Annotated in this window: 12 protein-coding genes; 3 read left to right on the top strand and 9 right to left on the bottom strand. The window is 69.6% G+C overall.

All coding sequences use genetic code 11. The features are described from left to right. Positions 1 to 3: 3 nt before the first annotated feature. The 5 genes from AC07O8_RS15780 to AC07O8_RS15760 form a co-directional block, all read right to left on the bottom strand. Complete coding sequence (locus AC07O8_RS15780; protein ID WP_495048930.1) at positions 4 to 1,098, bottom strand: hypothetical protein; 1,095 nt, start codon at positions 1,096 to 1,098, stop codon at positions 4 to 6. Further along, a complete protein-coding gene (locus AC07O8_RS15775) occupies positions 1,095 to 3,335 on the bottom strand; it encodes an FAD-binding protein (protein ID WP_495048929.1) in 2,241 nt (746 codons plus the stop codon). Before AC07O8_RS15775 ends, AC07O8_RS15780 begins: the two co-directional genes overlap by 4 nt. Beyond that, positions 3,332 to 3,685 carry a DUF805 domain-containing protein gene (locus tag AC07O8_RS15770; RefSeq protein ID WP_495048928.1) on the bottom strand — a complete coding sequence of 118 codons (354 nt, stop codon included), beginning with the start codon at positions 3,683 to 3,685 and terminating at the stop codon, positions 3,332 to 3,334. The genes AC07O8_RS15775 and AC07O8_RS15770 overlap by 4 nt, the downstream gene beginning before the upstream one ends. Before the next feature lie 81 nt (positions 3,686 to 3,766). Beyond that, complete coding sequence (gloA2, locus tag AC07O8_RS15765; RefSeq protein ID WP_495048927.1) at positions 3,767 to 4,150, bottom strand: SMU1112c/YaeR family gloxylase I-like metalloprotein; 384 nt, start codon at positions 4,148 to 4,150, stop codon at positions 3,767 to 3,769. Positions 4,151 to 4,276: 126 nt separating this feature from the next. Next, positions 4,277 to 4,732 (bottom strand): hypothetical protein, encoded by a 456-nt coding sequence (locus AC07O8_RS15760; RefSeq protein WP_495048926.1) that lies wholly within the window; start codon positions 4,730 to 4,732, stop codon positions 4,277 to 4,279. 291 nt (positions 4,733 to 5,023) lie between these two features. Here AC07O8_RS15760 and AC07O8_RS15755 point away from each other — a divergent pair, with 291 nt between their 5' ends. The 3 genes from AC07O8_RS15755 (at position 5,024) to AC07O8_RS15745 (ending at position 7,378) form a co-directional block, all read left to right on the top strand. After that, on the top strand, positions 5,024 to 5,239 hold the full coding sequence (locus AC07O8_RS15755) for a hypothetical protein (protein ID WP_495048925.1): 216 nt from the start codon (positions 5,024 to 5,026) through the stop codon (positions 5,237 to 5,239). A 116-nt stretch (positions 5,240 to 5,355) separates the two neighbouring features. Further along, positions 5,356 to 6,261: an SDR family NAD(P)-dependent oxidoreductase gene (locus tag AC07O8_RS15750; RefSeq protein WP_495048924.1), complete on the top strand. Its 906-nt coding sequence runs from the start codon at positions 5,356 to 5,358 to the stop codon at positions 6,259 to 6,261. A gap of 61 nt (positions 6,262 to 6,322) precedes the next feature. Further along, the gene (locus tag AC07O8_RS15745; protein ID WP_495048923.1) at positions 6,323 to 7,378 is read left to right on the top strand and encodes an NAD(P)H-dependent flavin oxidoreductase; all 1,056 of its coding nucleotides are present in this window, start codon (positions 6,323 to 6,325) and stop codon (positions 7,376 to 7,378) included. Positions 7,379 to 7,769: 391 nt separating this feature from the next. Here the strand turns inward: AC07O8_RS15745 and AC07O8_RS15740 are convergent, their stop codons facing one another. The 4 genes from AC07O8_RS15740 to AC07O8_RS15725 form a co-directional block, all read right to left on the bottom strand. Next, the gene (locus tag AC07O8_RS15740) at positions 7,770 to 8,747 is read right to left on the bottom strand and encodes an aldo/keto reductase (RefSeq protein ID WP_495048922.1); all 978 of its coding nucleotides are present in this window, start codon (positions 8,745 to 8,747) and stop codon (positions 7,770 to 7,772) included. A 94-nt stretch (positions 8,748 to 8,841) separates the two neighbouring features. Next, positions 8,842 to 9,912, bottom strand: a complete 1,071-nt coding sequence (gene rtcA, locus AC07O8_RS15735; RefSeq protein ID WP_495048921.1) for an RNA 3'-terminal phosphate cyclase — start codon at positions 9,910 to 9,912, stop codon at positions 8,842 to 8,844. Between the two features lie 85 nt (positions 9,913 to 9,997). Continuing rightward, positions 9,998 to 11,212, bottom strand: coding sequence for an RtcB family protein (locus tag AC07O8_RS15730; RefSeq protein WP_495048920.1), 1,215 nt, complete (start codon positions 11,210 to 11,212; stop codon positions 9,998 to 10,000). A gap of 377 nt (positions 11,213 to 11,589) precedes the next feature. Continuing rightward, positions 11,590 to 13,176, bottom strand: coding sequence for a vWA domain-containing protein (locus AC07O8_RS15725; protein ID WP_495048919.1), 1,587 nt, complete (start codon positions 13,174 to 13,176; stop codon positions 11,590 to 11,592). Positions 13,177 to 13,472 lie beyond the last annotated feature (296 nt).

Here is a 13,472-nt window from a genome sequence, read left to right as displayed (position 1 = left end):
TCGTCAGAAGTCGTAGATGTGCTCGATGTGGTCGCCGGCGCGGTCGGCGCGCCGGAGCTCGTCGCCCAGTCGCGCGATCGGCAGCGCGATGACCGCACGTTTGGTGCCCGGCCGCGTCAGGATCGGTTGCTCGAAGAGCAGCCGCGCCCCGGTCGGCTGCCACGCCTGCGGGACCAGTTCGCTGACCACGATCTCGCCGCTGTTGCCGGCGACGCTGAGGAAGTCCACGTCCTGCCGCGCGAGCCAGCGGCTGTAGGTCGTGAAGCCCTCGTAGCGGGGAATCGTCGCGAAGATCGGTCCTTGCGTCGATGAGGGCGACGACATCGGCGGGACGATGAAGTCCGGATGCGCGGCGCGCTCGGCCGCGTCGTCCGGCGCCCGGCTCAGCCATACGGCGGTCACCGGTTTCGGCGCGTCGTAGATCGTCTGCGTGCCCAGCTTGATGAGCCGTGCATAGCCTTCCTTGACGAGCAGTTCCGTCGTGAGCAGGTAGCGCCGTTCCCACTTGCGCGCCATGTCCGGGCCGGTCATCGGCACGTCGCGCCACAGCGCTTTCAGCTGCGAGGCGAAGTCGAACTTGTACCAGGGGTCGACGCGGATGAAGTTGACGTAGTCCTGCGCGTACCGGGCCGCGAAGCGCTCTTCCTCCACTGGCCCGCCCGCGCCGCGCAGGCCCTCGGCGATGCGGCCGATCGTGCGTTCGTAGGCGCCCTTGAGCGCGTACTCCACCGTCGTGCTGACTCCTATGACCATCACCATCAGGTGGGAGCCGCCGTTGAATGGGTAGCGCGCGATCTCGCGGTTGATCGCGCCGTACGACTGCCAGAACTGCCCGACGTGCGCGAACAGGGGGAAGCGGCTCGGTGCGTCGCTGCGGCCCAGCCAGGCGGCGTACTCCGCCGGGCTGTGCACCAGGTACCACTCGGGGAAGGTGAGGAAGGTCTGGTCGGGCGTGCGGCGATCCTCGACCGGGGTCTCAGGCTCAGCGGCGCCGACGACGCCACCGAAGGCCACCGTGACCCCGATGGCCAGCATCGATGCGACGGCCCGAGCCCTGGCGATCCAGGCCTGCGACCGCCATGGCGCGCGTCCGTTCATGCGACCTCCGCCGGCTTGATAAAGCAGAACAGCGTGTTCATCGTCGGATCGTTGGCCTGCAGCACGCGATGGCCGCTGTCCTCGAAGCCGGCGTCGCGCAGGCGATCCACCCAGTCCTGTCCGGAGGCGAAGTGGCGCCGCTCCGCGACGTTGCTTTCCCAGGTCTCGCCCAGTCCCGCGTTGAAGACCGTGTGCGCCAGCGACACCAGGGCGCCGAGCTCGGGATCGCGCACGTCGTGATCGCGCACGATGAACGCGCCGCCGGGGCGCATCACGCGATGGACCGAGCGCAGGAAGGGGCCGAGCGTCTCCGGCGTCATGTGATGCAGCCCGATGTAGCAGGTCACCAGGCCGATGCTGCCGGAGGCGATGGCGTCGGGCAACGGGGCGTAGTCGTCCAGCGTGAAGTGCCGGCCGGGCCGCGCGATCCGGCCGCGCTCGACGATGTCGACGGGCGACTGGCTCTGGGGCTTCTCCTCGACGAACACCAGCTCGCCGCGCAGCCGCAGGGCCTTCGCCAGTCCGCCGTGGTATCGCGCCTTGGAGCCGATCTCCAGGTAACCGTCGAATTCGCGCGCCGGCAGCACGGCCAGCGTCTGCCGGGTCATCTCCGCCTTCTGCTTGAACAGCGCCGGGAGCGCGTAGCGCAGTTCCGCCGCGGCCGGCTTGATCGACGGCAGCCGGCGCTGGATGTCGCGGTAGATGCTCTCCTCGTCGCGATGGCGCGCGACGGCGTCCGCGATCAGGTGATGGAAGCGATCCTCCGGCGCGGTGTGGAACACGTTCTGGAGGAAGAGGTAGAAGGCGTCGGACAGGCGCGCATCGCCGAACACGCGGTGGAACTCCGTGCTGCCGGCGGCAGGGGTCGCCGCGGCCTCCGGCGCGCAGGTCGGCCCCGGGCAGTACTTGTCCCAGAGGGCATTGGTGAACCGGTGGTGCGGATCCAGCCGCTGCTTGAGCGCGAAGAGCGCGCGCGCGCCCGGATAGGCGCGGTGGAACTGCTCATGCGTCGCGTGCGGCTGGTAGGGCAGGTAGTAGGACCCGCCCACCGACAGCACCGCGTCGATCAGCTCGCGCGTCCACACGGCGACGCGGCGACGCGCGTTCTCGCGGGTGCGCTGCTTGTGATACAGCACGAAGGCGAAGGTCTCCGTCGGCGCCCAGGCCATCAGCGTGTCGGGATCCGGCATCGCATGGCGGATCGAGATGTTGAGCGCGTTCACGCGATGGCGCCGCAGGATCTCGGCCATCCTGGGCACGAAGTCCGTCAGCCGCTCCACCGGCACGAAGTACTCCTGCAGCACGTAGGTGCGGTGCATGCGCGTCGGCGGTTCCAGCTCGGCCACGTCGTACCCGGCCTCGTAGTTGCGCCAGTGCACCTTGCCGCGCAGGTAGAGCAACGGATCGATCAGCTTCTCGCGGCGCTCCTTGCCGAAGGGCGTCTCCGACATCGACCACAGGAAGTAGCGATGCAGCGGATACGCGCTGCGCAGCGGCTGCAGCCGGTCGGGGACGGTGGCGGGCTTGTCGGTCTCCTTCCAGGTGACCGCGCGCAGCGTGCGGTAGTGGGGGCCGTAGAGGTCGGCGTTGTGGAAGACGGCCGCCGGGTTGCCGCGCACCTGGTCCTTGAAGTAGCGCCAGTAGTCCTCCAGCGGCATGACCGCGTCGTGGCGCTCCACCTTCTGGTTGGTGTCGAGGTCGAGCTCGACCTCCACGATCACGCCCAGCGCCCCGTAGCCGCCGATGGCGCCGCGGAAGATCTCCGCATGGGACTCGCGCGTGGCCTCGACGACGCTGCCGTCGTGGAGCGCGACGCGGATCGCGCGCACCGACAGCACCAGCGGACCGAGTCCGACGTAGCGGCCGTGGCAGTTCACGCTCAGCGCGCCGCCGACGGTGAAGTTGGCGTAGGTCTGCATGATCTTCACCGACAGCCCGTGCGGGTCGATGAAGCGCTGGATGTCGCACCAGCGCGTGCCGGCCTGGACGCGGATCGTGCGCGCCGTCGGCGAGAACGCGATCACGCGGTTCATCGACCGCATGTCGATGTGCAGGCTGCCCGGGCTGGCCGTCTGGCCGCCCATGCTGAAGCGGCCGCCGCCGATGGACACGGGACCGGTGGTGCGGCGCAGCGCCTCCTGGACGTCCTCCACCGATGCGGGCGCGACGATGGCCATGACGCGCACCGGATTCAGACCGGTCACGTCGTTGACGATGTGATGGGAAGACAGGCTCATGGGGCGACGGTGAGGTAGTCGGCGGGACGCCGCGCATCGAAGTGGCGGCCTTCGGGGGCGGAGCGGCGCAGGCCGCATTCGATGCACAGGGCGAGCGGGCCCAGCACCGGCAGCGCCGCGAGCAGCAGCCACCAGGCGGAGCGCCCGCGGTCGTGCAGGCGGCGTCCCCAGACCGAGATCAGCAGGACGGTCGCCGCCAGCGCGGCGGCCCATCCCAGCGGCGTGTCCGCGACCGCGATCGCGATCCACAGCGCGAGCGGCACCAGCGTGCCGTGGCGCAGCCAGAATCCGCCCCGCGTGAGCGTGCCGGCCGTCGAGAACTCCCGCATGGCCGTGTGTGTCGATGGCATCGCCATTCCTCCCAGGCGCGCATCATGCCGCAGGGCGGGCACTGCCCCCGCCCCGCGACACCCGCCCGGGTGAGGGGGCCCTCAGCGCTCGTAGAGCTCCAGCGGCAGCCCGTCCGGATCGGCGAAGAAGGTGAAGCGCTTGCCGGTGAGCGCGTCCACGCGCACCGGCTCCACGGCGATGCCCTGGGCTTCGAGTTCGCGCTTGCCCGACTCGACGTCGTCGACCTCGAAGGCCAGGTGGCGCAGCCCCTGCGCCTCCGGGTAGGACGGCCGCGGCGGCGCGTCGGGGAAGCTGAAGAGCTCGATCTGCGAGCCGTCGGGCAGCGCCAGGTCCAGCTTGTAGGAGCGACGCGCCTCGCGGTAGGTCTCCGCGATCACGCGCAGGCCCAGCACCTCGGTATAGAAGCGCCGGGAGCGCGCGTAGTCGGCGCAGATGATCGCGGTGTGATGGATGCGCAGCAGCATGGTCGTTCCATTCTGCCCTGTCGGTCCCTGGGGTCCTTTCAGTTTGTCCGGTCCGTCCGGTCCGTTCGGCCAGCTGTCGACCATCGCGCGGCCGTCAACGGGGTCCGCCGGTCCGTCGTCGCTCCATCAGTGGGCGCCGGCGCTCACGAGCACGTCGCGGGGCCCGGCCACGAAACGGTAGTCGGGTGCCGGTAGCGGCGAGGCCTCGTCGTCCAGCGCGTAGACATGCAGGTGCACGCCCTCGCCGCCGGCCTCGAACTGGCAATGGCCCCCGAAACTCGTGCCCTTGGCCAGACGGCGGTCCAGGTCGTCGTCGTCGTCGTGGACGTCGGCGTTCACCCAGACGTAGTCCAGTCCCTGCGTGCCGTGCTCGATCGCCGTGGAGCGCACCGGCTGGCCGTGCAGCATCGGGCGCAGCAGTGCGACGCAGCGGTCGTGCTGGGCGGTTTCGTAAGCGGTCATCTCCGGCTTGCGGCTGGTCGAGCCTGACCCGCAGGCGCTCAGCAGGGCGCACAGGATCGCCATCGCGACCACGGCGCGGACCGCGGTCGCAGGGCGCTGGATCGATCGAAGGTCAGTCACGGCTACTCCTGGATCGTCCCGCTGGACCGCAGGACGAGACGCGAAGGCTAGCGGCGTCTCGTCAAGCGCGTGTGAATGGGGTCTCTGGGCGAGATGCGCCCGGACCCAGATCCTGGGGACACCCGCTGTGTGGCGGTCAGCCGTCGGGGCGGTTCCCCGGGCGTTGTTCCCCGGCGCATCGCGCCGTCCTGCAGTTCATCCGCTCCGGCGATCGGTCTGTCGGAGGGGCGACCGTCGCGCGCGCGCTTGCCTAGACTCCGCCCCGACATCCATTTTCGAGGGACTCCTTTCATGACCATCCGCTCCATTCACGCCGCCCGTCCGATCGCCTGGCTGCTCGCCGGCGCCGCCGCCGTCCTGTCCACCGGCTGCGTGATCGCGCCCAACACCTCCGAGGCCAACACCCAGCGCATGGAGGATGTCCGCAAGATGAGCGAACAGGCGACCGCCACCTGCGGTGCCGGCAACGTGAAGGAAGTGAATGCCAAGAGCTTCACCTGCAAGTGAAGCGCAGCCGTGACGGCGGTGGCGAGAGCCTCCGCCGTCGCTGCTGACAGGACCTGGCGCGCGGCCCTTCGAGGGACGCGTATCGTTGCTGCTCACCTTCAACGGGAGACGGCGACATGGGCACCGAGAGACACAACCGGCCGCTGGCCGGCCGCGTGGCCGTGGTCACCGGCGCGAGCCGGGGCGCGGGACGCGGCATCGCGCAGGAACTGGGCGCCGCCGGCGCGACGGTCTACGTGACCGGCCGCAGCACGCGCGCCCAGCCGGCGACGCAGTACGGCCGTCTCCAGGCTCTGAGCGGTATGGCGCGCATTCCTGGCTCGATCGACGACACGGCCGATGAGGTCACCCGATTGGGCGGGCGCGGCATCGCCGTGCGCTGCGACCACACCGACGAGGCGCAGGTGCGCGCGCTGTTCGAGCGCGTGCAGGCGGAGCAGGGCGGGCTCGATCTGCTGGTCAACAACGCCTGGGGCGGCCACGAGGTCTTCAGCGGCGTCTTCGACGCGCCGTTCTGGGAGCGCCCGATGGACGAGTGGGACGCGATGCTGGACCGCGGCGTGCGCAACCACCTGCTCGCGAGCCGCGCCGCCGCACCGATGCTCATCGCGCGGGGCGGCGGACTGATCGTCACGACGACCTTCTGGGATCGCGGCAGGTTCCTCAAGGGCAACCTCGTCTACGACCTCGCGAAGGCGGCGATGACGCGCCTGGCCGGCGCGATGGCGCAGGACCTGCGGGCGCATCGCGTCGCGTCGGTGGCGGTGTCGCCGGGGTGGATGCGGACGGAGTTCGTGCTCGCCGGCCACCACACCGACGAGGACCATTGGCAGCAGCGTCCCGAGCTGGCGGGCACCGAATCGCCGCGGTACGTCGGCCGCGCGGTGGCGGCGCTGGCCGCGGATCCGCGCGTCATGGACCGCACGGGCGGAGTGTTGCGCGTCGGCGACCTCGCCGCCGACTACGGCTTCACCGACATCGACGGCCGCCGCATTCCGCCCTTCGAGATGGAGCCCGCCTGACAGGGGCATCGCCCTTGCGCGATCATCAAGACCCGTCTTGTCGAGTCCAGGATCTGCCGCCATGCCTACCTCCAGCGCGCCCTTCGCCCCGTTCTTCCTCGGCACCCGCTTGCCGCTGATCCAGGCGCCGATGGCCGGCGTGCAGGACGCCCGGCTGGCGCTGGCGGTGAGCAATGCGGGCGGGCTGGGTTCCCTGCCTGCGGCGATGCTCACGCCCGAGGTTCTGCAGAAGGAATTGAAGGCGCTGCGAGACGGCACCGACAAGCCGTTCAACGTCAACTTCTTCGCGCACACGCCGCCGACGGCGGACGACGCGCGCGAAGCGCGCTGGCGCGATCGCCTGGGGGCCTATTACGCCGAGTTCGGCATCGATGCGACGCAGATCAAGGCAGGGCCTGGACGCGCGCCGTTCACCGCGGAGATCGCCGATCTCGTCGAGCCTTTCAAGCCGCCGGTGATGAGCTTCCATTTCGGGCTGCCGTCGCCGGAACTGATTGCTCGCGTGAAGGGCTGGGGCAGCCTGGTGCTGGGCAGCGCGACCACGGTCGACGAGGCCCGCTGGCTCGAAGCGCACGGTGCCGACGGTGTCATCGCGCAAGGCTGGGAGGCGGGCGGCCATCGTGGCCATTTCCTCAGCGACGACCTGACGCGGCAGCCCGGCACGATGGCGCTGCTGCCGCAGATCGTGCGTGCGGTGAGGGTGCCGGTGATCGCGGCAGGCGGCATCGCCGATGTACGCGGCATCCGTGCGGCCTTGGCGCTGGGCGCGTCGGCGGTGCAACTGGGCACGGCGTTCCTGCTGTGCGAGGAAGCGACGACGAGTGCGCCGCATCGGGCGGCGCTGCGCGATCCCGCGAATCACCACACGGCGGTGACCAACCTCTTCACGGGGCGTCCTGCGCGCGGCATCGTGAACCGCTACATGCGCGAGGTCGGTCCGCTGAACGACGCGGCACCGGCGTTCCCGCTGGCGACCTCCAGCGTCGCGCCGCTGCGCGCGAAGGCCGAGGCGCAGGGCAGCGGCGATTTCTCGCCGCTGTGGTCGGGCCAGAATTTCGCCGCGGTGCGCGAGATCGGCGCGGCGGCGCTCGTGAGCGAGCTCAGCGCGGCGTTCTGACGCTTGGCTGGGTGGTACTGCCACCGCCGCTGGCCCTCACCCCCGCCCTCTCCCGCAAGCGGGAGAGGGAGTAAGAGGGTCGCTGGCCTTCACCCCCGCGCTCTCCCCCAATCGGGAGAGGGAGTCAGAGGGCCGCTGGCCTTCACCCCCGCGCTCTCCCGCAAGCGGGAGAGGGAGTCAGAGGGCCACTGGCCTTCACCCCCGCGCTCTTCCCCAAGCGGGAGAGGGAGTCAGAGGGGCGGGCATTTCCACTGCCGAAGGCGCTTGACACGGTTGCTCTCCCGCAAGCGGGAGAGGGGGAAAGAGGAGCCGCTGCTGCGAGTGGAGCCGGTCGGACTCCCTCTCCCGCTTGCGGGAGAGGGTGGGGGTGAGGGCCAGCGGCCTCACGCAGTCAAGGCAACGGCGCCCCGCGCGCCGCCACGTACAGCGCGTACCACTCATTGCGGCTGAGCTTCACCCGGAGCGCGTCGCCGCAAGCGCGGATGCGATCCGGATTCGCCGACCCGATGACCGGCTGGATCCGTGCCGGATGCTTCATCAGCCACGCCAGCAGGATGCCTTCGGTGCTGACGCCGTGTTCCTGAGCCAGCTTCTGGACCAACGCGCGGGCGGCCTCGTCGGCCGGGTCTTGAGCGGTCTCCCCGCTGAAGCGGCCGCGGGCCAGCGCGGCCCATGCCTGCAGCTGGATGCTGTGCTGCTGGCAGTGTTCCAGCGTGCCGGTCCAGGCCAGCGCCCCGGGGCGTGCCGCGGCCTGGCGGTCGTTGAAGCAGGTGCCCGCATCCAGCGGTTCCAGATGGCCGAGGCCCAGTTCCAGCTGGTTGACGACCAGCGGCTGGTCCAGCACACGGCCGAGCCAGGCCATCTGGCCGACGTTCATGTTGGACACGCCGAAGTGGCTCACCTTGCCCGCCGCGCGCAGGCGCTGGAAGGCTTCGGCGATCTCGTCCGGCTGCATCAGCGGATCGGGGCGATGCAGCAGCAGGATGTCCAGACGCTCCGTCCCGAGACGCTTGAGGCTGGCCTCGACCGCCTGGACGATGTAGCCGCCCGACAGGTCGTAGCGGCCCGGGCCCTCCTCGTCGGCGAAGCGGATGCCGCACTTGCTCTGCAGCACGATGCGCTCGCGCAGCGAGGGCTGGCGGCGGAACAGTTCGCCGAAGACCGACTCGGCCTTGCCGCGGGTGTAGATGTCGGCGTGGTCGAACAGCGTGACGCCGATCTCCAGCGCGGCCTCGACGGCGGCTTGCGCATGGTCGACGTGGGCCGCGGTGAACGGGGAGTCGTCCCAGTGTCCGCCCAGGCCCATGCAGCCATAGGCGAGCGGGCTGACGGTCGGGAGGTGCTGCTGCAGCGGAAGGGCGTGGCTCATGGTGGGCGTGCGCGTTCTGGAATGGGGAACGCGCCCGGGTGGGCGCGCGGTGCGGGATTGTGACGCGGCGCGCGGGCGCCGCGTTTCATCGCGGTTACGTCGCCGGCAGGACGTCCACGCGCCAGGCGTTGCCGGCGCGCGAGACCTCCAGATGCGAGTCGAAGCGCACGTCCAGGAATCGCTCGATGACACCGAAGTTGGTGCGGCTGTGCTCGGTCAATTCCGTGCAGGTGAAGGCCGCCGGGCGACCCGATTCCGCCACCGCCAGCGCGAGCGGCAACGCGAGCTGATCCGCCAGATGCGGGCCTGCCGCGCCGCCTGAGGTCTCGTACGCGCGCATCTCCGTGAAGACCGTCCGCGCCACGTCCTCCGCCGACAGTCCGCGCTCGCCGAAGGCGATGAACACCTCGGTCAGATGCTCCTGGACCAGCGTCGTCATCAGCGCGTTCCCCGGGCCTTCGTTCTGCCGCGCGGTGCCGACGCGCAGCTGATGCTTGTCCCAGCCGGTCAGGCGTTCCAGCACTTCCAGTTCGCGATCCGCGACACCACGCGGCAGCCCCGGCGCCAGCACTTCGGCGAAGGCTTCCAGCGGCTCGCCGCGCTCGAGCAGGTCGAACGGGCGCAGGCCGCCGTCGGCCGGCGTGATGACGGCGTCGATCTCACCGCCGCCGGCGGGGAAGAAGCCGTGCCGACGCAGCGTCAGGTCGAGCTTCGCTCCGGTGCGTCGCACCAGCGGCGCGAAGCTGCGCTGCAGGAAATGGAAGGGCGGCGCCATCGGGTTGTGCGTACCGCCGGACAGGCGCAGTCGGCTGGCGCCGTCCGCCAGCATCAGCGGCGGCAGTACGGTCTGCAGCACCAGCGTGCAGCTGCCCGCCGTGCCGACCGCGAAGCGGTAGTCGCCCGCATGCACCTGGCCGGGACGGAATTCCAGCGCCTGCGAGCCGAGCTCCGCGCCGATCACCGTCGCGCCGCAGACCTCCTGCGCGGCCAGCACGCAGGTCAGGTGCTGGCGCATCAGGCCCGGCTTGGGTCGCCTGGCGCGGATGCGCTCGATGCGCAGCGGCGTGCCGGTGCACATCGCCAGCGCGAGCGCCGTGCGCAGGATCTGCCCGCCGCCTTCGCCGAGCGAGCCGTCGAGGTCGATGACCTTGTTCTTGTTGTCCATGATTCCCTCTCGCGATCGGACGCCGCGCGGTTTCCTCGTCCGCGCGGCGCCGTTCGCCACTTTCTCGTTCTCGTTGTCCTCGTTCTCACCCCTTCACACACACCACCTGCTTGAGCGTGTGCACCACCTCCACCAGGTCCTGCTGGGCCGCCATGACCGCGTCGATGTCCTTGTAGGCCATCGGGATCTCGTCGATGACGTCGGCGTCCTTGCGGCACTCGACGCCCTCGGTGGCGGCGCGCTGGTCCTTCAGCGTGAAGCGGCGCTTGGCTTCCGTGCGGCTCATCGTGCGGCCGGCCCCGTGCGAGCAGCTCTCGAAGCTCTCCGGGTTGCCCTTGCCGCGAACGATGTAGCTGCGCGCGCCCATGCTGCCGGGGATGATCCCCATCTGGCCCTGCTTCGCGCTCACCGCACCCTTGCGGGTCACGAACACGTCCTGGCCGAAGTGGGTCTCCTTCTGCACGTAGTTGTGGTGGCAGTTCACCGCCTCGATGTGGCTCTCGAACGTCTTCCCGATCACCTTCTTGGCGGCGCCGATCACGCGGCGCATCATCACCTCGCGGTTGGTCTCCGCGAACTTCTGCGCCCAGCCCACCGCGCGGACGTAATCGCCGAAGTACTTCGCGCCTTCCTCGAAATACGCGAGGTTCGCATCCGGCAGGTTGGCCTGGTGCTGCATCGCGTCCTTCTTTGCCAGCTCGATGAACATGGTGCCGATCGCGTTCCCGACACCGCGCGAACCCGAATGCAGCATGAACCACACGAAGCCCAGTTCATCCAGGCAGACCTCGATGAAGTGGTTCCCCGTCCCGAGCGTGCCCAGGTGCTTGTGGTTGTTGGTGTTCTTCAGCTTGGGGTAGTCGCGGCAGATCTCGGCGAAGTCGGGCTGGAGTTCCGCCCAGGCCGCGTCGACCCTCTCGGGCGGGTTCTCCCAGGCGCCTACGTCGCGGCCCTTGGGCGTGCGCCCGTGCGGCACGGCGGCCTCGATCGCGGAACGCAGCGGACCCAGGTTGTCCGGCAGGTCCTCGGCGCGCAGCGTGGTCTTGCAGGCCATCATCCCGCAGCCGATGTCGACCCCGACCGCGGCCGGGATGATCGCCTTCAGCGTCGGAATCACCGACCCCACCGTCGCGCCGATGCCCAGGTGCACGTCGGGCATCGCCGCGATGTGCTTGAACACGACCGGCAGCTTCGCCGCGTTCATCAGCTGCTTGCGCGCCTCGTCCTCGACGGGCACGCCCTGCGTCCACATCTTCACCGGCACACCGCCGGCGACTTCCATCTCGTTGTAGTTCTTCATGACTCGTTCCATTCAAAAGCGCGGTGACAAGGGATCGGCAAGACGTTGTCTGAGCTACCGGCTTGCGCCGGGCGGGATTCGGACCCGCGACCTCCGCGCCCCGAAGGGCGGGTGCTCTACCGATGTAGTCCTGCCTGCATTCACCGCAAAAACAGGGTGCTGGGACTCGACCGGGCAGTTGCCGCGGTGAACGATGACAAGGGGTGGTGAAACGGTTCCTGCTCTATCCGACTGAGCTACGGACTCCCGAAGGAGCCCGGCGGGACTCGAACCCGCGACCTGGGCAGTGACAATGCTGTAGTTCCACCGGCATTCATCGCTCGCCGCGGCAACCGCATCCGGTGCCGTCGACAGCCATCATTCAATCGTTCAATCGTTCACTGCGGATCCAGTGACACGCGCTCGATCTCGCGAACCCAGTGGCCGACCTCGGTCGCACCGGCGGCGAAGTCGCCGACCATACGGAACACCGCGTCCGAGAAGCCGCCCACGTTCATCACGTCCTTCCGCTCCACCGCCTGCGTCGAGGCGCCGGGCTGGATGTCGATGCAGACCAGTTTCGCCGTCGGGCACCGGGCCTTGATCGCCTCCCACTGGGTCAGGGTCTCGGTCGCGCCGTGACGGCGCGCGTCGATCCACGACTCGTTGTCGGACACGATCACGACCAGGTCCACCGCCGCGCGCTCCTCGTTGAGCTGCCGCAGCGGCGCGCTCACCGAGGTCCCGCCTCCGCCGATCGCCGCGAGCTTCGCCGCGTTGGTCATCACCGAATCGCGAGGATTCAGCTTGACCGGCACGACCCGCTGCTCGAACGGCATCACGCGGCAGCGCGGGTTCTTGCGGACCAGCGCCGCGGCCACCAACGCCGCCACGTCGATGCATCGCACCACCGACGTCGCCGAACCGCGCCCGCCGGTCACCGCCGATGACATCGATCCCGACACGTCCGGGCAGACCACGACGCGGCCCTCGATCGCCGGCACGTTGACCAGCGCGGCCTCCATCGCGTCCTGCAGCGCGTCGCGGATCTCCGCCGGCACCGCCGACGCCGCGTTGAACGCCGTCATCAGCTGGTAAGGCAGCACGCGGGCCGAGGCCACGGCGGCCGGATCGCGCAGCAGCGCAGCGAGTTGCGCCGTCATGCCCGGACGGTCGAACACGCCATGGCGTGCGAACGCGTTCAGGTTCTGACGCACCATCTGCCACGAGCCCTGCGCCGCGATGCGCGCCCAGTGCGCGTCGTTCAGCGGCAGCGCCGTCAGCATCTGGAAGGGCACGGGCGGCAGGTCGTCCGCCGTCGCGCCTTCCGTCTTGCCGGCGAGCAGCGCCCGCTTGAAGCGCTCGTAAGCCTGCGTCGCGGGCGGCAGCGCCGCTTCGTCGTAGGGACGGCCGATCAGCCATGCGAACCACGCTGCGCGCCAGGCCTCCGCCGGCTTCGGGTGGACCATGCGGACCACGTCGGCCAGCGTCGGCTCGTTGCCGATCGATGCCTGCAGCAGGCGTTGCTCGCTCGCGTTCACCAGCCATTGCTGGACCAGCTTCTTCGGACGCGACCCCAGCGACTTGCGACCGATCTGACCCGACCGCAGGATCTGGACGAAGTTGCGCAGCATCTTGCCGTTGTCGATGACGCGGCCGAACACGGGCTGCAGCAGCGCGATGTCGCGTTGCGCCAGCACGGCGGCCAGCAGCGCCGGCATGTCCTTCATGTGGCCGGACTGGCGGGCGTAGACCGCGGTCTTGGCCAGGAAGGCGGTGTCGACGTCCTGCGCCAGCGTCAGCGCATCCTCCAGCTGGGACCGGGCGTCGGCGTGGAAGGTCGACGTCATGCAGCCAGTGACCGCCAGTTGCGCCAGGTGGTGCCGGGTCTTGTAGCCGTAGGCACGGGCGCCGGACTGGTTCACCGCGTCCGCGGCGGGCGCCAGCTTGCCGGGCGTCGTCTTGAAGAGTTGCGTGTTGACCATGTTGTCCTCCCTGGCGGATTCGGATGTCGTTCGGCGATGCCGTCCTGGTGGCGTCGCCGTGTTGTCTTGCCTTCTTCTTTGCAACGCCCGTGCCAGGTCTTGCCCGGCCGTGCCAGGCCGCGGCTCGTGATCCATCAAGTCATTGATCCAAAAGGGAAAATTATTTCGATGGTCGAGAGATCGCGGAGAGATCGCCTCCCTCCATTCATCCACGCTGCGATTCCGGATTGGATGATTGGCTACATGACTAGCGAAAAAGCTAGATCGCCGGGTCGGCCCGGATAAACTGCGGCCCC

The organism is Roseateles sp. GW821-FHT09G09 (assembly GCF_059415965.1).
Note: the sequence above shows the minus strand (reverse complement) of the source record. Positions and strands in the feature narration are given on the sequence as shown.